Source organism: Streptosporangium nanhuense (genome assembly GCF_059358815.1).
Genome location: NZ_JCADBG010000016.1, coordinates 103,569 through 122,364, shown reverse-complemented (window position 1 = coordinate 122,364; position 18,796 = coordinate 103,569). Strand labels below are relative to the sequence as shown.

Annotated in this window: 18 protein-coding genes; 4 read left to right on the top strand and 14 right to left on the bottom strand. The window is 71.0% G+C overall.

Annotated features, from left to right (window positions below; genetic code table 11):
* The first annotated feature begins 16 nt into the window (after nucleotides 1-16).
* Nucleotides 17-217, top strand: a complete 201-nt coding sequence (locus tag AC5L38_RS28365) for a hypothetical protein (protein WP_495245878.1) — start codon at nucleotides 17-19, stop codon at nucleotides 215-217.
* Here the strand turns inward: AC5L38_RS28365 and AC5L38_RS28360 are convergent.
* Nucleotides 198-1,214 (bottom strand): oxidoreductase, encoded by a 1,017-nt coding sequence (locus AC5L38_RS28360; RefSeq protein WP_495245877.1) that lies wholly within the window; start codon nucleotides 1,212-1,214, stop codon nucleotides 198-200. The genes AC5L38_RS28365 and AC5L38_RS28360 overlap by 20 nt on opposite strands.
* 613 nt (nucleotides 1,215-1,827) lie before the next feature.
* On the opposite strand from AC5L38_RS28360, the gene AC5L38_RS28355 reads away from it, so the two are divergent.
* Nucleotides 1,828-2,280 carry an ester cyclase gene (locus AC5L38_RS28355; protein ID WP_495245876.1) on the top strand — a complete coding sequence of 151 codons (453 nt, stop codon included), beginning with the start codon at nucleotides 1,828-1,830 and terminating at the stop codon, nucleotides 2,278-2,280.
* A 341-nt stretch (nucleotides 2,281-2,621) separates the two neighbouring features.
* Here AC5L38_RS28355 and AC5L38_RS28350 read toward each other — a convergent pair whose 3' ends face one another.
* Entirely contained in the window at nucleotides 2,622-3,065 is a 444-nt protein-coding gene (locus tag AC5L38_RS28350) for a hypothetical protein (RefSeq protein WP_495245875.1), read from the bottom strand.
* Nucleotides 3,066-3,228: 163 nt separating this feature from the next.
* On the opposite strand from AC5L38_RS28350, the gene AC5L38_RS28345 reads away from it, so the two are divergent.
* Nucleotides 3,229-3,957, top strand: a complete 729-nt coding sequence (locus AC5L38_RS28345; RefSeq protein ID WP_495245874.1) for an FHA domain-containing protein — start codon at nucleotides 3,229-3,231, stop codon at nucleotides 3,955-3,957.
* Between the two features lie 156 nt (nucleotides 3,958-4,113).
* Here the strand turns inward: AC5L38_RS28345 and AC5L38_RS28340 are convergent, their stop codons facing one another.
* The 7 genes from AC5L38_RS28340 to AC5L38_RS28310 all read right to left on the bottom strand — a co-directional run bounded on the left by AC5L38_RS28340 (nucleotide 4,114) and on the right by AC5L38_RS28310 (nucleotide 11,234).
* Nucleotides 4,114-5,574: a protein kinase domain-containing protein gene (locus AC5L38_RS28340; RefSeq protein WP_495245873.1), complete on the bottom strand. Its 1,461-nt coding sequence runs from the start codon at nucleotides 5,572-5,574 to the stop codon at nucleotides 4,114-4,116.
* A 262-nt stretch (nucleotides 5,575-5,836) separates the two neighbouring features.
* Nucleotides 5,837-6,484 (bottom strand): TetR/AcrR family transcriptional regulator, encoded by a 648-nt coding sequence (locus AC5L38_RS28335; protein WP_495245872.1) that lies wholly within the window; start codon nucleotides 6,482-6,484, stop codon nucleotides 5,837-5,839.
* 108 nt (nucleotides 6,485-6,592) lie between these two features.
* Nucleotides 6,593-7,438, bottom strand: coding sequence for a class I SAM-dependent methyltransferase (locus AC5L38_RS28330; RefSeq protein ID WP_495245871.1), 846 nt, complete (start codon nucleotides 7,436-7,438; stop codon nucleotides 6,593-6,595).
* Between the two features lie 205 nt (nucleotides 7,439-7,643).
* Nucleotides 7,644-7,847: a hypothetical protein gene (locus AC5L38_RS28325; protein ID WP_495245870.1), complete on the bottom strand. Its 204-nt coding sequence runs from the start codon at nucleotides 7,845-7,847 to the stop codon at nucleotides 7,644-7,646.
* Nucleotides 7,848-7,990: 143 nt separating this feature from the next.
* On the bottom strand, nucleotides 7,991-9,193 hold the full coding sequence (locus tag AC5L38_RS28320) for a CU044_5270 family protein (RefSeq protein ID WP_495245869.1): 1,203 nt from the start codon (nucleotides 9,191-9,193) through the stop codon (nucleotides 7,991-7,993).
* On the bottom strand, nucleotides 9,190-9,711 hold the full coding sequence (locus AC5L38_RS28315; protein ID WP_495245868.1) for an RNA polymerase sigma factor: 522 nt from the start codon (nucleotides 9,709-9,711) through the stop codon (nucleotides 9,190-9,192). The genes AC5L38_RS28320 and AC5L38_RS28315 overlap by 4 nt, the downstream gene beginning before the upstream one ends.
* 146 nt (nucleotides 9,712-9,857) lie before the next feature.
* On the bottom strand, nucleotides 9,858-11,234 hold the full coding sequence (locus AC5L38_RS28310; RefSeq protein WP_495245867.1) for an alpha/beta fold hydrolase: 1,377 nt from the start codon (nucleotides 11,232-11,234) through the stop codon (nucleotides 9,858-9,860).
* Nucleotides 11,235-11,571: 337 nt separating this feature from the next.
* Here AC5L38_RS28310 and AC5L38_RS28305 point away from each other — a divergent pair, with 337 nt between their 5' ends.
* Nucleotides 11,572-13,110, top strand: a complete 1,539-nt coding sequence (locus AC5L38_RS28305) for a glycosyltransferase family 39 protein (protein ID WP_495245866.1) — start codon at nucleotides 11,572-11,574, stop codon at nucleotides 13,108-13,110.
* A 24-nt stretch (nucleotides 13,111-13,134) separates the two neighbouring features.
* Here AC5L38_RS28305 and AC5L38_RS28300 read toward each other — a convergent pair whose 3' ends face one another.
* The 5 genes from AC5L38_RS28300 to AC5L38_RS28280 all read right to left on the bottom strand — a co-directional run bounded on the left by AC5L38_RS28300 (nucleotide 13,135) and on the right by AC5L38_RS28280 (nucleotide 18,791).
* Nucleotides 13,135-13,824: a DNA alkylation repair protein gene (locus tag AC5L38_RS28300; protein ID WP_495245995.1), complete on the bottom strand. Its 690-nt coding sequence runs from the start codon at nucleotides 13,822-13,824 to the stop codon at nucleotides 13,135-13,137.
* Between the two features lie 234 nt (nucleotides 13,825-14,058).
* Nucleotides 14,059-14,277 carry a helix-hairpin-helix domain-containing protein gene (locus AC5L38_RS28295; protein WP_495245865.1) on the bottom strand — a complete coding sequence of 73 codons (219 nt, stop codon included), beginning with the start codon at nucleotides 14,275-14,277 and terminating at the stop codon, nucleotides 14,059-14,061.
* Nucleotides 14,278-14,559: 282 nt separating this feature from the next.
* A complete protein-coding gene (locus AC5L38_RS28290; protein ID WP_495245864.1) occupies nucleotides 14,560-15,366 on the bottom strand; it encodes an SDR family NAD(P)-dependent oxidoreductase in 807 nt (268 codons plus the stop codon).
* Between the two features lie 290 nt (nucleotides 15,367-15,656).
* The gene (locus AC5L38_RS28285; protein ID WP_495245863.1) at nucleotides 15,657-17,582 is read right to left on the bottom strand and encodes a discoidin domain-containing protein; all 1,926 of its coding nucleotides are present in this window, start codon (nucleotides 17,580-17,582) and stop codon (nucleotides 15,657-15,659) included.
* A gap of 222 nt (nucleotides 17,583-17,804) precedes the next feature.
* The gene (locus AC5L38_RS28280) at nucleotides 17,805-18,791 is read right to left on the bottom strand and encodes a substrate-binding domain-containing protein (protein ID WP_495245862.1); all 987 of its coding nucleotides are present in this window, start codon (nucleotides 18,789-18,791) and stop codon (nucleotides 17,805-17,807) included.
* Nucleotides 18,792-18,796 lie beyond the last annotated feature (5 nt).

The following is an 18,796-nucleotide window of genomic DNA, read 5'->3' as shown; positions in this document are numbered from 1 at the left end:
GCTCCGCAGGAAGGGCGTGACGATTCACGAGTGGCTGCGGACGCAGGGTGTCGAGATCGAGGACGGGGTCGAGGTCACGCCGGAGAGCGTCGTCCGTCCCGAGGGTCGGCCCGGCCGGTTCGCCGATCCACTCGTCGACCGCTACTCCGCGCGGCAGAAGGCCAGGGAATCCCTTCCCTCTGAAAGGCGTCGCGCGTTCAGAGGAGGACGCCGGTGAGCTTCTCGCTGAGCTCCCACAGCCGGGTCGCGGAGTGCGGGTCGACCGAGTAGGGCATGACGCCGAAGGCGTGGGACTCCTGGTTTCGCACCCGCTCCTCGGCGATGGCGACGGGGTCGTCGCCCTCGGGGACGAACGGGGCGATGTCGGAGTTCTCGCAGTAGACGCCGCCGAGTCCGTCGAGCTGCGGGCTGGTGGCGCACCACACGCTCGTCGCGGCGCCCTGCTGGGGGCTCTTCTTGTTGCGTGACGGGTCGATGAGCGGTTCGCCGTTCTCGTCGATCATGCCCATCCGCTGGAGGATCTCCGGGTCGGTGTACCGGACGAGCGGGGTGAGGATCCTGCCCGGGTGCAGGGAGAACGCCCGCACCCCGTGGTCGCGTCCGCGCCGGTCGAGCTCGACGGCGAAGAGGTTGTTGGCCGTCTTCGACTGGCCGTATGCGCTCATCGGGTCGTACGGGCGGTGATCGAAGTGCACGTCGTCCCAGACGATGTCGGACTCGCGGTGTCCCCACGACGAGACCGCGACCACCCTGGCGCCCTCGGCCCGCAGCAGCGCGGGCCAGAGCCGGAGCGTCAGCTGGAAGTGGCCGAGGTGGTTGGTCGCGAACTGGGACTCGTAGCCGCGCGCGTCGCGTGAGAGCGGGACGGCCATGATCCCGGCGCTGTTGATCAGCATGTGCAGCGGCCGGTCACCGCCGAGGAAGCGGTCGGCGAACGCGTCGACCGACTCCGGGTCCTGGAGGTCCATCGGTTCGAGCTGGACGCCGTCGATGCCCGCGAGGGTCTCGGCCGCCTTCTCGCGGTTCCGTACGGGAACGACGACCGACGCTCCCGCCGCGCGCAGGGCACGGACGGTCTCGACGCCGAGGCCGGAGTAGCCGCCCGTGACGATCGCGGTTCTGCCCGTGAGGTCGACGCCGGCGACGACCTCGCTCGCGGTCGTCGCGGGGCCGTACCCCGTGCCGAGCGGGGTTTGCGGTGTGGATGTGGTCATGCGATCCCCTCCGGGACGTCGAGGCCGGTACGGCCGGGTTCGGTGTGGCACGTGGGCCCTTCAGCGATGGCCCATCGAAGCGGAGGCTTCTCCGTTTCGATGGGACCGACGTTAACGGAGGATTCTCCGTTTAGCAAACGTGCCGTGTTCTCCCAGGGAACCTTGGCTGTGAGCAGGCATGATGCCGAGTGGATACCACTTCACGCGTCCGACGCGCCGAAGAACCGGGGTGCGTCCGGGAGGGCGTTCCCGGCGAGTCGCTCACGACACGTTCGCGGAGGTCGAGGCCGGGCTTCGCCGGTGCCGGCGGGGCCGATCACAGGGGTGGCCGAGCCCGGTGGATCACCGTCTCGCCGGTCGGCAACCGAGGCGCGCAGCCCTTTTTGTCTTGCTGGTACCGCTATGGGGTGGCCGGGAGATCGTGGCGCCTTCCATGATGTGAATACGACGCCATCTGGACCGGCGGCTGACCCCCTGCTGGGTAACCTTTAGTGAACGCCGTCGGTGCCCTGGCCCGACCCGCTGTCACCTGAGCGCTGCGACGTACGCCCTCCCGATCACCTCGGGAGCCTCAGAGCCCAATGCCTCGTCCCGCACCAGCGAAGGGCCAGCCATGTCAAACGTCATGTCCAACGCCAAGAGAATCAAAAGCCAGCTGTGCGAAGCGGTCAACGCCCATGATCTGCACCGGGTGCTGGAGTTCTACAGCCCGGACGCCGTCCTCGTCTCACCGGCGGGCATAGCGGAAGGACGTGAGCAGATCACCTGGGTCTACGAGCAGTTCTTCAAGGGGTTTCCCGACCTCCAGCAGGCGACCTGGCTGGAGGCCGACGGCGACAATCCCGTGGTCGCGGAATGGACGCTCACCGGCACCCACATGGGGCCCTTCCTCCTGCCTGACGGGCGCGAGGTGGAGGGAACCGAACGTCGCATCACCATCCGCGGCTCGTGCATGGCCCACATCGACAACGGCCTGATCGTCACGCACCGGGAGTACTTCGACCAGCTGGAGCTGTACAGCCAGCTCGGCTTCGGCCTGAGCGAGCTCGGTCTCCCCGTCGCTTAGGTCGGGGATGCTCGGGTCGGGGATGCTCGGGTCATGGTTGCTTAGGTCGAAGCCGCGTGGGTCAGGGCTGCTTGGGTCAGGTGCTCCCCCGGACCGGTCACGCGGGCGGTCACCCCTCACGGGCCCGTAACGAAGTCCCGGGTGATCCGGTGATCCGGGTGCCGGAAAGTCCGTTGATCCGGGTGCCGGAAAGGAAGACAGCGGCCGGTCCCCTCGGGGACCGGCCGCTGTGTCAACGAGAAGAGATCCCACCCTGGCTCAGGACGAGCGAGGCGTGACGGGCGAAGAACAACGTGACGAGCGTGGCGTGACGCGGTGAACGAGGTGTGGCGAGCGCGGTGTCAGGCGCCGTAGAACCACTTCGACGTCCAGATCCTGATCCACTCGCCCGGCGGGTAGACGCGGCCGTTGGTGACGATCCAGCGGCTGTTGGATCGCACGCAGTCGACGTCGGGCCAGTGGGGGGAGCCGTAGGCGTTGGAGTTCTGACCGCTGGGCAGATCGCGGTACGGACCCTTCGCGCCGCAGTAGAAGTGGCTGCTGGCGTCCCGGCTCAGCTGCAGCGTGGCGCCCGTGCGGTTGTAGACGATCCCGCAGGGGTTGGTGACGCCGCCGCAGGAGGTTCCGAGCGTGCCGACCTCTCCGTCGCGCGGCTCGTCGGTCATCACCAGGGCGTCCGGCGGCACCACCGGGTCGGCGTGGGCGCTCGGCGCTCCCGCCAACGTCAGAAGTAACGCCGTGGCCCCCAACGCGGCGGCCCCCGCCCGCGTACGTACTGCGAACATGCTTTCCTCCCGTGGATGTTTTCGTGCGCCGTCCCGGCCCTCGCCGGATGACGGCCGCCAGCACGCTGGGCCCCTGAAATCCAGCGCTGACATGAACATCGTTCGACATAGGCTGGGGTCCTGTGAACCTGCAAGCTTCCAGGGTGCGGTGAGGGCGTGATGGATGCGGACGATCCTCTTGCAGGCCGAGGGCTCCGGCGCCGAACCTGCCGTCATCGAGCTTTCTCCGGGCCGCGAGATCACTTTCGGTCGCGGAACGGCGAGCGTCCCGGTCGACTTCCTGCTGGACCATCCGGGGATCTCCAGGCGGGCCGGGATCATCTGCGCCATGGAGGACTACTGGCTGCTCACCAATCTCAGCCATGACTCCACCCTGGTCGTGGAGAACCCCGAGGGCGGAGGGGAGTTCCTCAAGGTGGCTCCGCGCCGGGTGGCGGCGCCCGTGCCGTTCGAGTTCGCCCGCGTGGTGCTCCCGGTGGCGGGCGGCGCCTGTTCCTTCCTGGTGTTCGCCTCGCAGCACAGTTTCATCGACCCCGACGCGCCCGAGACCCTGGCGGTCGGCGAGCCGACGATCTCCGGCTTCTCCCTGGACGAGACGGCGAAGTACTTTCTCGTGCTGGTCGCGCTCTGCGAGCCGCGCCTCCGCGACGGCGCGTCCTCGATCATCCCGACGGTGCCCGAGGTGCTGGAACGGCTCGGTGAGGTTCCCGGCTGCGCGGGACTGACCCGGGCCGCGGTCAACTTCCACATCGACTATCTGGCGCGTACGAAACTGCGCGTCAAACCGTCGTCCGGTTCGCGCAAGGCCGACTGGCAACGCGCCGCGCTGGTCTCCGTCGCGCTGCGCTTCGACCTGGTGCGGGAGGAGCACCTGCAGCGGCTGAGCACGTGATCACCGTGGCCGGCGCCGGACCGGCCCTCCGTGCGACCGCCCGGCCCGGCCTCCGGTGCGGACACGACCGCCGTCCGGCCCGGCCTTCCGTACGAGCACGACCGTCCGGGCCGGGCTCCCGTGCGAGCACGACGGGCCGGACGGTCTCCCGTGCGATCACGGCTCGTATTCGGCCCGGTACTTCCGCACCCGTTCGACGAACGGCCGGATACGTTCGGGAACCCCGTTCTCCTCGCGGATCACGTCGTCGGAGGAGCGGAACGCCCCGGCTCCCAGCAGGCCGGGATCTCCGGGCACCCCGGCCATCAGGGGGAGCCGTACGCACATGTAGCGGCCGACGGCGGGGATCGTGTCCTGGGGTGTGAAAGGCGGGGTGGGGACGACGCCGCGGCGGTCGACGGGCAGGTAGTACTGCAGCACCGACGGCGTCCAGCGTGCGAGGCCGTACTCGTTCTTGGCCGCGTCGAACAGATTCTCGTCGAAGTTGCTCTCCGCCTTCAGGATCCCGGCGATCAGTGCCGGGCTCAGACCCGGCTCGTCGCACATCGTCCCGGCTTCGACGATCAGGGCGCGATACCGCGGGGGGATGTCGGAGTCGGAGCGCAACCAGCGCCCGTACGGATCGGCCACGGAGGAGTCGACCATCGCGGCCCCCGAGACACCGGCCAGCATCAGAAGGGCCGCGGCCATCGCTCCCGCCGTCCGAATGCCCGTTCGCCGGGGCGAGGCCTTGACGGTGCCGGCCAGCACCCGCGCCCGGTAGAGCTGGCGGGCCGCGCTGGGCCGGAGCCTCGCGTCGGGGGTCAGGCAGTCACTCACCCAGGAGCGCCAGGCCTCGGGCAGCGAGACCGGAAGCGTCAGGGGCCGCTCGCCGGCGGCGTACTCCGCGGCGGCGACGTAGCGCGCGCGGGCGGTCGGGGCACTGAAGGGAAGGTGGCCGGTGAGCAGCTGGCATGCCGTCACGCCCAGCGCCCAGACGTCGGCCGAGACCCGCACGGCGTGCCCCCGCTCGCTCACGGGCTCGCTCCAGCGCTCGGGAGGCACGTGGTCCACGGAGCCCATCGGGGGGAGATAGCCGTGGGTCCCGTCTATCTCGGTGGCCAGGCCGAAGTCGGCGAGGCGCACCGAGCCGTCGGCCATCACGAGCACGTTGTTGGGCTTGAGATCCCCATGCACCCATCGCTCGGCGTGCATGTGCGCTATTCCCTCGCAAATCTCGCTGATCAGCCTCGGCGCGTCGGGAACGGCGGCACCCGCTCGAATCAGATCGGCCAGTGACCGTTCGGCCAGGTCCATGACCAGAACGCACGCGCCGTCGAGTTCGGGATTCTCGGTGTCATCGACGACGAGCGTTTCGCGCAGCCGAATCAGCCGGGAATGCCGCAGCCTGCTGTGCAGGCGTATTTCCCGCTGCGTCATGTCCTTGAGGTATTTCAACTGCCGCCGGGTGACCGTGCCCGTGGGCAGGAATTTCAACGCCGCGCGTGTCGCGCCCTCACCGTCCCGAACTCCCAGATAGACGCTCGCCCAGCTCCCCGTGGCGATGGGTTTGCCGACCTGCCAGTCACCTACGCGATACCCTCGGGGAACATTGACCGCCCAGCCCTCGGTGTTCACAGGCCTCCCGCCTCCCGGAATTTCCTGACCGGGATCGTCAGAAACGGTATGTGAAATTAGTTACCACAACTCGCGAGGGTGAGCGTAGCCGGGAAAGGCTCCCGCCCGCTCCCGGAAGAACCCCGGGCGATCGGGTCCGGCACCGTGAGAACGACGTCTCGCCATGTCAGGCGGCCGACGAAAGCCCCTCCGGCCCTGGGGCTTTCATTTCCCTCCCACCGGCCATTCGACGACACCGATATCGCCGCGCCGGGAATCGGCTCTAGGGGGTACGGGCCGGGCCTATGCCGTTCAACACCGTGGTGAGCAGGTCCTCGACGAAGCCGGGGGGGATCTCCAGGGCGGTAGCCGCGCCACCGCCGAACAGGTGAGGCAGGACCAGCTCGTGGCAGGCGCCGATGAGCATGGCGGCGGCGGCCTCGGCGTTGGCGTCCGGGGCCAGGCGGCCGAGGTCGCGCTCGGCGCGCAGGTACGCGGCCAGGTCCGCGCGTAGTCCCAAGCCGCTCGCCGCCGGGTTGGGCAGGTTCGCGAACCGGACGAGAACCTCCGGCCGGCCGATCAGGCCCGCGAAGGAGGGCAGGATCGCGGCGTGCAGCGCCAGCCCCTGGGTGATGTAGGCGCGCAGGTTGTCCTCGACGGTGCCGCTTCCGGCCCTGGTGGGCCGTTCGCCCAGCCCGCGCTCGACGCTCCGGACGTGAGCGTGCAGGGCGAGCGCGAGCAGCTCCTCCTTGCCCTCGAAGTGGTTGTACAGCACACCGTCGGCGACCCGGGCCTCGCGGGCGATGTCTCGTACGGTGAGCCCGGCGGTACCGTGCCGGGCCATGAGGCGTTCGGCGGCGGCGATCAGGTGCTCGCGCAGGCTCTGATCGCCCTCGCCGTCACGCAGGGCCGCTGCTTTTCTCGGGGACATCACATCGCATCGTAGTGACCGCGGGGAGTAAATGATCACCCGCTCCCGATGATCACCAGGAGCGGGTGACGGCCGCTAGCGGGTGACGGCCGGGGGGCAGGTGAAAGGTCAGGGGCGGGTGGCGGTGATCAACCAGGCGGCGCCGCGCAGCCGTACGGCGTCGGGTTCCTCGTAGGGCCGCAGTGCCACCGTGAGCGCGTCGAGGGCTCGGGCCGCGGTGTCCTCGCCGACCTGGTCGAGGGCGAAGCGGACGGGGCCCCACGCCCCGAGGAAACCGGCCGCGTCGGCGGCGTCCCCGCCCCACACCTGGGGCGCGTCGACCGGGGTGGAGGTCACCTCCTCGAAGCCCGCGCCGGTGAGCACCTCGCGGACGCGGACCGGGTCGGCCAGCGACTCCGGGCCGGGGGCACCGGGCCCGGCCGGGGCGGGGCTCGGCGGCAGGTGCTCGGCCATCGCCGCGAAGACTGTGCCCAGGTCGTTGTCGGCCATTCTCCGCAGGGACAGGACGGCCAGGCGTCCACCCGGTCGCAGCGCGCGGCCGATGTTGGCGAACGCGGCGACCGGATCGGCGAAGAACATGATCCCGAACCGGCTCACGGCCACGTCGAAACTCGAAGCGGGAAAGGGGTGGACCTGGGCGTCGCCCTCCTCGAACGTCACGTTGGCGACCCCCTCGTCGGCCGCGCCGGCACGCGCCCGCCGCAGCATCGGCGCCGACAGGTCGATCCCGGTGGCCCTCCCGAGTCGCGCCCGCCCGGCGGCCAGGCGCGTCACCTGCCCGTTGCCGCATCCGACGTCGAGCACGCGGTCCCGGTCGCCGATGGCGGCCGCCGCGAGCAGGTGGTCGTTGAACCCGCTGTTCACGGCGTCGTACCGGGCGTGGTGATCGGCCCAGTGGCTCCCTTCGTAGCCGTTCCACGCTTCCGCCTGCTCGGTGTTGACGATGGAAAGCATCGAGTTCCTCCCGTGGGTCCCGGGACGTCCCGAACGGCTCCCCCGGTTCCGGGTCGCGACGCCCCGATATGAACGAGCGTTCATGAATACTCGTTCATAATGAGGACGCCGGGCGGGAGATGTCAATCGTCACGTGAGCGATCCGGAAGCGGGGAGGGGTGACGCGGCGGACGCCGTTCGCGGGAACCGGCGTCATCACCCTCGTTCAGCCGAACCGGATGTGCCTGGCCCCCGTCCACGCACGCCTCAGGCGTCCCCGCAGCGCGCCGTCCGTGTCCGGGGCGAGCGCCGGACCGGCCGAGGCGGCGATGTGGTCGGCGACCAGCGGAATCGTGAGGCGGTCGGTCCACACGTGCTCGGCGAACTCCCGCTCGCGCAGCCGTTCCAGGCACAGGTCGAGCCTGGACACGGGCCGTCCCGGGCGGGAAAGGCCGTGGCCGCTCGGAGGACGCGCCGGTGTCTCGCCGGTGACCCTTGACCCCTGATCCTCCGTACGCCCCTGAAAAGCACGGCGGGTCAAGGGGCAGGGGTCAGGGGTCGGTGGTCGGGGATTCAGGACGCGGGCTTCTCGTCGGTCCAGCCGGCTTCGATGACGGTCTGGGAGTGCCACACCGTGCCCGGCTCGAATCCGGCCTGCAGGCCACCCGGCCGTACCACGACGTTCTCCCTGGCCAGTGCCGTGCCGGTCTCCTCGTCGAAGATCAGGCGGTTCAGCAGGACACCGTCGGCGCCCTTGGCGTCCGCCTTGGCCCTGGCCCGCTCCTCGATGGCGACCGAGCTGCCGGTGCGGCCCTCCGCGTCGGTGACGTCGCGGTCGACCTTGACGGTCTTGAGGTCGGCCAGCATCCGGAAGGCGGCGCCGCGCACCTGCGGGGTGACCGGCATGTCGGTGATCAGCCCGATCGCGACGGAGAACAGCCAGGTGTCCGACGACATCGGGGTGTCCGCCTCGGTGCCGGTCCCCTTGTAGGCGCGCAGCAGCCAGGCCTTGAGGCCGCCGGGGTCGTCGGGCAGGCCGCGCAGGTCCTTCATGGTGACGTTGCGGCCCAGCCAGAACACCTTGTCCCCGTCGACGAGCGGAGCCCGGCTGTCCTTCGCCTCTCCCTGCTCGGTCGACACGACGTACCCGCCCCTCGGGCCCCCCTGCTTGCCGGGGACCTCGACCTCGATCCTGGTCGGGGAACCGGCCCGCCGCCAGGCCGCCTCGTCGTCCGGGCTCGCGGGCCGCGCCCCGAGCGACCGCGTCCGGAACCACTGCTCCCCGCCGGTCGCGAACGGGGTCCAGCCCTCGTCCCGGGTCCGCTCGACGACGGTGTAGTCCCCGTCGGCCGCCTCGGACAGCGTCCGGGTCACCGACGCGGTGTGCCAGTAGGCGCCGGTCGTGTCCGGCTGGCGGGCCGCCCCGTGGGCGGCGGCGAGCAGGATGGACCTGCTGGAGAGCTCGACCCGCGGGGCGGAGGCCGTCGGGCTGGAGGTCGTCGAGCCGGAGACCGTCAGGTCCGGGTTCGCCGGGGCGGAGGACGCGTCCGGGACCGTGCCGCCGGTCGCGGAGATCGTGACGGCGACCGCGGTCGCGGCCGCGGCGGCCCCGGCGAGGCCGAGGCCCCACCCCGGGCGGGCGACCCCGCGCCTGGCCGGCGCCCGCCGGGGCTCCGCCATGGCGCGGGAGAGCTCGGCGGCCCGGGTACGCGGATCGACCGGCGCGTCCCCCAGGTGCTCGGGGCGTGCGGCCCGCAGCTGATCGATGGGGTTCATGACCACTCCTCGCTGAGGTTCCTCATCCGGGGTCCGGGGTACGCGGCGGTGTCCATCTCCTGCTTGAGCCGCTTGCGCGCGCGGTGGAGCCGCACCCGGAAGGCGGTCGGGGAGCAGCCGACGACCCGCGCCGCGTCGCGGGGGGAGAGCCCCTGCCAGGCGGTCAGGATCAGGAGCTCCCGGTCGTCCTCCGACAGCCCCGTCAGCGCCTTGAGCACGCTGAGCCGCTCCGCCACCTGCTCGGCGACGTCGTCCTCGATCCAGGTCCGCAGCTCGGCGCCGATCGCGTCGCGCCGGACCTCCGCCCGGATGTTGTCGCGCAGCACGTTGCGGGCCACCCCGAGGAGCCACGGCAGGGCCGGCTCCGGCACGTCCTCCAGCCGCCGCCAGGCGATCGCGAACGTCTCGCTCACCACCTCGTCCGCCACCTGCCGTCCCGCCCTGCTGACCACGTAGGCCCAGACACGCTGCCGGCACTCGTCGTACATGCTGGTGAACCGTTGCGAGTCGTCCGTCACCGCCCCGCCCCCTTCGTACCGGATGTGTTGTTCTGACACCGGGAAATGGCCGGGGCCCCTCGTTTGTTACCTGCCTTCCTTAAGAAAAATGGTACGAACCGCCACAAATCAGGAATCACCCCTGCCCGGACCCGCCCGTCAGGGCGTCAGCACTTCGTCCCCGCCGGAGGCAGTACGCGGTCGGTGAGATAGCGGTCGATGTGATCGCGGGCGCAGGGGTTGGAAGCGTGGAGCGTGTGGCCGGGGCCCTCGTGGCGGACGGTGACGCTGCCCGGCACCTGCTTGAGCACCCGCTGGACGGCGTCCGACTCGCCCCAGGCTCCCGCGCCGAGCATGGGCGGCAGGCCCTTCGGCAGCGGCGCGGGCGGGTTGGTCACCTTCACCGGCCAGCCGACGCAGCCGAGGGTCCCGGTCGCCATGGTGTTGGCGGTTCCCGCGTTGGGCGCGACCTTGCGCAGCCGGGCGATCATCGCCTCCAGCTCGGCGCGGTCGGCGGGACGGGGCCAGTCGACGCACTCGGTGACGCCGGTCGACTGGTCGGGGTAGCGGGCGCCGCGCTCGGGCACGAAGCCGGAGGCGTCGCCGCCGACGGCCGCGCGGATGTCCCGCGCCAGCTCCGGCCACGCCTCGGCGCCGTCCCTGGCCGCGCTCACCGCGAAGGCCTGCAGGTCGCGCCCCTCGTACGCGATCCCGGCCTTCTTGGCGGGGATCGGCCTGCGGTCGGCCCCGGCGACCAGCCCGCGCCACTTCGCGGGCACGTCGCGGCACTTCCCGGCGGCGGCGCACCAGTCGAAGAAGCGGCCGAGGGCCTCCTCGTTGCTCCGGGCCATCTTCTCCAGCTCGCCGTCCCAGTCGGCGGCGCTGTGGTTCCACGTGCCGTCGAGCACCATCGTGCGCACCTGGCCGGGGAAGAGGCGGGCGTAGTCCTGTCCGTAGAACCCGGCGTAGGAGGCGCCGTAGAAGTTGAGCTTCGCGCCGCCGAGCGCCTTCCTGATCGCCTCCATGTCCCTGGCGTGGTCGGCCGAGCTCATGTTGGCGAAGAACTCGGGATCCTTGTTGCGGCAGGCCTCGGCGTAGCCTCGGTTGGTGTCGGAGAGCCGCCCGAAGTCGGCGTCGTTCTCGGGGAACGTGGGCAGCGGGATCCGTGTCCAGGTACACGGCAGGCCGGTGCTCAGGCCGCGGATCTGCTCGCCGTAGCCCCGGGTGTCCCAGGTGACGATGTCCATGCGCTCACGGAGCTCGTCCCACTGGTCCACAGACTGGGTGATGGCGATCCCCGGCGCGCCGGGGCCGCCGTAGGCGATCAGGACGGAGCCCTCGGAGGTGCCGGTCGCCTTCAGGCGGCCCAGCTTCAGGGTGATCTCGCGCCCGTCGGGCCGCTGCCAGTCGACGGGGACCCGCAGGTCGGCGCATTCCATCCCGACCTTGTCACCCGGGCAGGCGCTCCAGTCGAGGGGATCTGTCTGTGGCGCCTGTACGCCCGAGCCGAGCAGGCTCAGGACGATGGCGATTGACGTCAGCATGACGGCCACGATCTCCGAACGGCCACCCCTGCCACATCGGAGCCCGGTCTGATTCCGGAGACGGCGGATCAGACCGGGGGATGTCATCCCGCGAGGGCTCACGCCTCCCGGCCGGCGAAGGCGAGACCGCTACCGTCGTGCCCCGCCCGGAACCGGGTGAGGGTCCAGCCCGGAACCAGGTGACGTGCCCCGTCCGGAACCAGGTGACATGTCCAGCCCGGAACCAGGTGACGTGTCCCGTCCGGAACCAGGTGATCGGGACGTCCTCTAGCGCCGGATGACGGGCGGATCAGGATCATCCCTCGCGTCACCGGCGTCGAAGGCCGATGATGAACGAGTGCCCGAGTCCTCCTCCCCCTCCGCGCGGCGCACCCCTGACAGGTCCTCCTCCGCACCACACGCCCCTCGCGCGTCCACCCCGGCCGCCCCCTTCGCCGGGCGGCCCGTCGGCGCGGTCGCGCTGGCCACGCTCGCCGTGCTGCTGGCCGCGAGCCCGCGCTACGGCTACCACCGCGACGAGCTGTACTTCCGGATGCTGGGCGAACAGCCCGCCCTCGGATACTTCGACACCCCGCCACTGACCCCGCTGATCGCGCGGGCCTCGATCGCCGTCCTCGGCGACACCGTGGTCGCCCTGCGCGTCGTTCCCGCCCTGATCGCGTCGCTCGTCGTCGTCCTGGTCGCCCTCCTGGCCCGGGAGCTCGGCGGCGACCGGAGGGCGCAGATCGTCGCCGCGGCGGGAATCGCCACCACGACCCTGCTCCTGCTCGGCGGGCACTCCCTGCTCACCCTGGGTGTCGACCTGCCGCTCTGGGTCGCGGCGGCGCTGTTCGCCGTACGGGCGCTGCGGGGCGACGGCCGCTGGTGGCTCGCCCTGGGTGCCGTCGCGGGGGTGGCGACGTACAACCGGCAGCTGATCGTGCTGCTCCTGGTCAGCGTGGGCGTGGGCGTGCTGGTGGCAGGGCCGCGCGAGGTGCTGCGGGACCGCGGGCTCTGGCTCGGCGCGCTGCTCGCCCTCGCGATCGCCGCGCCCAACCTGGTCTACCAGGTGACCCACGGCTGGCCGCAGCTGGTGATGGCCGGGGCGCTGGAGGCGGACGAGGGCGCCGACAACCGCCTCGCCTTCGTACCGTTGCAGATCCTGCTGCTCGGCCCGCCCCAGGCGGTCTTCCAGGTGGCCGGTGCCGTACGGCTGTGGCGGGAACCCCGCCTGCGCTGCCTCGCCCTGTCCTATCCGCCGGCCTGCGCGCTGACGCTCTACTCCGGCGGGCGCCCCGACTACGTGGCGGGCCTGCTCGTGCTGCTCTTCGCCGCGGGGTGCGGCCCGGTCAGCCGGTGGATGTCGGGTACGGGACGGCGCGCGCTGGTCGCCGGCGCCCTGGCGGTCAACGCGCTCGTCTCCGTCGTCATCGCGCTGCCGGTGATCCCTCCCGCGGCCCTGGAGGGCACCCCGGTCGCCGGGATCAACGAGGTGGCGCGCGAGTCGGTCGGATGGCCGGAGTTCGCCGCCCGGGTCGCGGCGGTGGTCGGCGAGCTGACGCCCCAGGATCGCGCGCGGGCGGTGCTCCTCACCGACAACTACGGCGAGGCCGGGGCGCTGGACCGCTACGCCGGGGAGTACGGCCTGCCCGAGGTGCACAGCGGGCACAACGAGCTCTACTTCCGTGGCCCGCCGTCACCGTCCGCCCGGGTCGCCGTGGTCGTCACCGACTCCCCCGGCGGCTACGCCCGCGCGTTCGCCACCTGCGAGGAACGCGGCAGGATCGACAACGGCGTCGGCCTGTCCAACGAGGAGCAGCACCTGCCCGTCCTCGTCTGCCGCGATCCGCTGCGCCCATGGCATCTGCTCTGGCCCGAGATGCGGCACAACAGCTGACACCCCGCCACCCGCCCGCGTCCGCTACCGCCGGCTCACCTGATGAGCCGCCGTCTCATCGGGCTGCCGGCGCACCATCTCGGTGATCCAGATGGGCGCGAACGGAGACGTGCAGCCCGGGGACGTCGGGTAGTCCTTGAGCACCTCCAGGCGCTCGCCGATGTCGATCGCACGGGCGCGGTGCTCGGCGTGCTCGATCCCGATCTGGGCCAGGCAGTGGTTCATCGCCCACTGCAGGCGGTCCGGGGCGTCCTTCATCTTCGCCTCGATGACGTCGAGCAGTGCCGCGAGGTCGAGGCTCTCGGGCCTCTTCGCCACGCGTTCGGTGGTCAGCGCCCAGCCGGCACTCGCGACCACCGGATCGGGATCGGCCGACCAGGCCAGGCGCAGCTCTTCGGAGTGCGGGTTCTTCTTCACCACGTAGTTCACGAGCCAGTCGTGCGCCTTGGGGGCACGCGCCTCGCGCAACATGACGTCCAGCTCGTCACGCCCGAACGCCTTGGGGCGGCAGATCAGGATCGCCAGCAGTCTCGCCGCGGTGTCGTCCGTCTCCCAGAGCCGGCACGCGAGTTCCTGCTGCGTCTTCAGCCGCTTCGCGAGCGCGCGCAGCCTGCCGAGGTTCACACCGTGATCGTCGCCGTGTCTCTCGTTCGCCTCGCGTGTCCTCGGGTCCTCGATCTCGGCCAGCTCGGCCATCACCTCGGCCACCATCATCTCGGCCACCTCGACCTTCCATCCGTCACGTGTGAGATTCCGCCTGTACACGCCGGTTCGGCGGCGGCCACCGACCCGGGATCCCGCGTCCTCACGAATGTGCCACGGCTCCCGGCCCCCTCTCCTCCACTCCGGGCAGCCGTCCGGCTCCTGGCCGTCCCTGCCGGGAGGGGGCCCGTCCCTGCCGGGAGGGGGCGGCCACGGGCCGGCTCACGAGCCGGCCAGCAGACCGGCTCAATGCTCGGCGAAGGCGAGGCCGCGTTCGGCGAGGGCCTCGCGCAGGAGGCGGACGGCCTTGGGCCCCACACCGTGCAGCCGCAAAAGCTCCCGCTCGGTCAGGGAGGCCACCTGGGCGAGCGTCGTGTGACCGGCCGCGGCCAGGGCCCCGCGTGCGGGACGTCCGATGTTGGTGGGGATGTCGACGAGGACGTCGTCCGAGTGCGGGGTCGTCATGATGCCTCCTCGCGGAACGGGCAGCCGGTCGCACCGCGCCACGGGGAACCCTCGGCGCGAGAACACCACGTCGCGGGAACCCCTCAGCGCGGGAACCCGGCGTCGCGGGGACACGCGGCGCGGTGGCGCAAGTCTCGCATCCCCCTACGACAGAATCGGCGGGACGGCATCGGACGGCCATGGGCCTCAGGTGGCCATGGGCGTCGGACGGCCATGGGCATCGGGTGGCCACCGGTGTTCGGGTGACCCCGGGAAACCCGGTCCCCGCTGGAACCGGGTGTGTCAGACCTCCTTCAGGAAACCGGCGTCGACCGCGAAGTCCGCGCCGGTGGTGCTCGCCGAACGCGGCGAGACGAGCAGGGCGATCACGTCGGCGACCTCCCGCGGCTCGACGAGGCGGCCGGTGGTGAGCCTCATCATCTCCACCGCGACACTGTCCAGCACGGTGTCGCGATCGGTTCCCGCCTGCGCGGCGATGATGTCGGCCGCGCCGCCCTCCTCGGTCCACCACGCCGTCCGGACGGGCCCCGGCGACACGGTGTTCACCCGGATGCCCTGCGGCGCGAACTCCTCCGACAGCGCCTTGGTGAGGTTGTTCAGGCCCGCCTTGGCCGCGTTGTAATCGACGTTCATGGGTGCCGGGAGCCGGGCGCCGCCCGAGGACACGTTGACGATCGCACCCCCGCCCCGCCGGAGCATCACCGGGACGGCGGCACGGACGGCCCGTACGACCGAGAACAGGTTGAACTCGAACATCGCCCGCCAGTCGTCGTCCGTGGGGGCGAGGAACGAGAAGCGCGGCAGGGACACGCCTGGCGGCGGGCCACCGGCGTTGTTCACCAGGATGTCCAGCCCGCCGAACGTCTCCACGGCCCGCGCCACGATCAGCGCCGGCGCCTCGGGGTCGGTCAGGTCGGCCGGTACGTGGAGAAGGTCGGCGCCGTCGAGCGCGTCCAGCTCCGGGGTGCTCTTTCGCGAGGCGGCCACGACGCGGGCCCCCTCGTCGAGCAGGACACGGGTGACGGCCAGGCCGATGCCCTTGGAGGCACCGGTGACGACCGCGACACGGCCGGAAAGCTGCAGGTCCATGGAGTAGCCCTCTCGTCGTCGGGCCCCCGGGCGGAGGGAGGGGCCCTGCACGCGAGCAAAGCTATGGCGGGCAGGCGATCCCGGGCTGGCCGGATTCGGACCGGCAATTCCGGCCGGATTCAGACCTCTCATCCGGTGTCGGCATTCCGGTGTCGGCGCTCCGGCGTCGGCGCTCCGGCGTCGGCGCTCCGGCGTCGGCGCTCCGGCGTCGGCGCTCCGGCGTCCGGGCGGACGCTCACACCCGGCGGACACGGCGCCGCGGCGGGGACTCCCGCCGCGGCGCGTGCTCGTCAGCTGGAATAGGCCTCCAGCTCGAAGATGCGGGCCGCGGTGTCGCTGTCACTGGTCGGGGTGATGACGTTGAGCCGGACGTACCGGGCGGTGACGGGTGTGATGGCGTGGGTGGTGACGTTGGCGGTGTTGCCCCGGGCGCTCACGACGTTCGTCCAGGTGGTGCCGTTGGTACTGACCTGGAGGTCGAAGTCGCGGGTGTTCCAGGCCGTCTTCTCGCCGCCCGCGCCGGAGTGGCGCACCACGAACCGTCCCACCTGCGTGTTCGACTGCAGGTCGACCTGGAGCCACTTGTTGGCGCCCAGCGCGCACCACTTGTCGGAGTTTCCGGCCGTCCAGCTGCCGTTGACGGCCTTGGCGGGAGCCTCGTCGGCCGCGCACTGGTTGCCGGCGGTGGCAGGTTTGTTCAGCGCCAGGTTGGTGACCGGCTGCGTCGTCTCGGGGACGTAGAGGCGGATGTCGGTCAGGCTCGCGCTGCCCTCGTAGACGTTGGTGTAGAGGTCGCCGATCACGAAGTAGTCGGGGTACTGGGAGCCGGCCGGCCACTGGTTCGGCCAGGACGCGCTGCCGTTCACGTCGTTCTGGACGAGGGTGGCGTTGTAGCGGCCGTCGTACTCCTCGGGCCTGATGTTGTAGTGCCAGATCGGCGCGTTGCCGACGATGAAGGGGCGGTGGAAGCGGATCGTCTTCTGCCCGACCCTGGCGAAGTTGCCGCTGGCCTCCAGGACGTAGCCGGTGGCGTCGCGCTCGATGGCGAAGGTGTAGGACTGGTCGGGCATCAGCTCGGGCTGGAGCTCGGCCGCCGACGACAGCTGCTGCTCGGCCACGCCGCCGGAGCAGCTCGTCATGAACCACTGCGAGTTGCCCGCGAGGCCGCCGGGCCCCGGCGTCCAGTTGGGCAGGCCGCTGATCCACATGTTGACCGTGTTGAAGTTGCCGTCGCGGTAGTTGTAGTACTGGTTGGTGTTGGAGTTGCAGACCCGCCCGCCGGTGCCGCTGCCGACCCGGTCGGGGTGCTGGGAGAAGGAGTCCATCAGCACCTTGCGGCGGTAGTGCCAGAAGTGGTTGTTCCTCGGGGCGGGGTTGGCGAAGTCCACGATCGACATGAAGTGGAAGCCGTTGTAGCCGTACGGGCCCGACCTCACGTCCTGCCACTCGCAGTAGGGCGCGGCGGCGTTGCCGCTCCAGCCGGGGCTCCTGGACCCCTCGCCCCAGGGGTGCTGGGTCTTGCATCCTTGGGTGCCGTAGCCGTTGACCTTGCCGTTGTACTCGATCGAGCCGTTCCGCTTGCCGCCGAAGTCGATGGTCTTGAGCTTGTACTCGACGCGATACCGGTCGGGCAGCTTGCTGGTGGGCCGGAAGATCGCCCCGCCGGTGTGGTCGGGCACGTTCAGCACCGCCGCGGGCGCGCCGCCCACCGTCGCGGTGGTGATCGACGGCGGCGACTCGATGACACCGTCCTTGTTCCAGTCACGGGCCGAGAGCGAAGCCGTCAGCCAGCCGCCCTGGCCGACCGGGAACTCCTTGCGGTAGGTGGCGAAGGAGTTGAACGCGGTGGTCCAGGCCGGCCCGTAGTCGTTGCGGTACCACTGGCCGGAGTCGTCCATGATCGTGTCGAACGGGGTGGTGTAGTTCTCCCTCACCCACGGCGCGTTGCCCGTGTTGATGGGAGCCGAGAAGTTCTCCGAATGCAGCAGGGTCCAGGCGGCGGCGCTCTTCGCCGCACCCGCCTTGCTCTCCGCACCGGCTTTGGCCTGCGCGCTCGGGGTGCTCGGGGTGCTCGGACCGGGAGTACGGGTCCCGGCCGATGCGGCGGTGTCACCTGTCGCGGGGGTGCTGACCCCGAACGAGGTGAGTGCCACGACGGTCGTGGTGACCGCGGCGAGGGCCGCCTTGCGCGCGGCCCCTCTGACGTTTCTTCGCATGGGTTACGTGCCCTTCACTCGACGAGTAAGGCGTTGCTCGTACCTGAACGCGACCCGCGCCCTCGCGGGTGTTCGCACCTCCGTTCCGATATCGGGCGACCACGGGTGGCGTCGCCGACCGCCACCCGGCCGCCGTTCACGACGGGCCGTACTCCGCGGGCCGCTCCCCCGAGCGGTCGCGGGCCCGGGCCGTTCCCCCGAACGGCCGCGGATCGAAGGGGGCTAGAAGCCGCCCTTCGGGTCGAGGAACTCGGCCGCGTTGTCCTTGGTGACCCTCGGGGAGGGCACCACGGTGTCCTTCTCGACCTTGGCTCCGCCCAGGATCTCGACCGCCCGGTCCAGGCCCTTGGCGCCGATGATGTCCGCGTCGTTCAGGCCGGTCACCAGGTAGTTGGTGCCGTCGAGGATCGCCTTGAGCGCCTCGGCCTGGCCGTCGACGCCCGCGATAACGATCTGCTCGGACTTGCCCGCGTCCGCGATGGCGCGCTGCGCGCCCAGGCACATCGCGTCGTTCTCGCAGAACACCGCGACGAGGTCGGGGTTGGTCGCCAGCAGGCTCTCCATCACGGTGAGGCCGCCGTCCGATCCCCAGTTGCCGAAGTCGGGGGCCTCGACGAGCGTGATGCCCGCGGTGCTCCCGAGCACCGACTTCACGCCCTCGGTACGGGCCAGGCCGATGCTGTTGTCGGCGGGACCGCCCTTGATGATCGCGACCTTGCCGCCCTTGGGCAGCTTCTCCGCGAGGAACTGACCGTTCTGCACGCCGATCGCCTTGTTGTCCGGGCCGATCCAGCTGGTGTACTCGCCGGTCTGGAACTTGCGGTCCACCAGGACCACGGGCTTGTTCGCCGTCTTGGCCGCGTTGAGCGCCGCGGGCGCCGACTCCAGCGGGCCGCCGGAGATGATGATGGCGTCGACGTTCTTGCTCAGCAGGTCCTCGACGTTGGAGGCGAGCTTGGCCGCGTCGCCGTTGGCGTCGGTGCTGATGATCTCGATCTTGCCCTTCTTCTTGGCCTGGGCGGCGATCGCCTTGTCCATGCCGCTGAAGTAGGGGCCGCTCAGCATGAAGTTGGCGACGCCGATCGTGTAGGAGCCGTCGCCGGAGGCGGCGGTGGCGGTGGAGGGCTCGCCCTCACCGGCCGAGCAGGAGGCGAGGCTGAGGGCGAGAAGGCCGGTGGCCAGCAGGCCGCTGAATTTTCTGATGTTCATTTCGG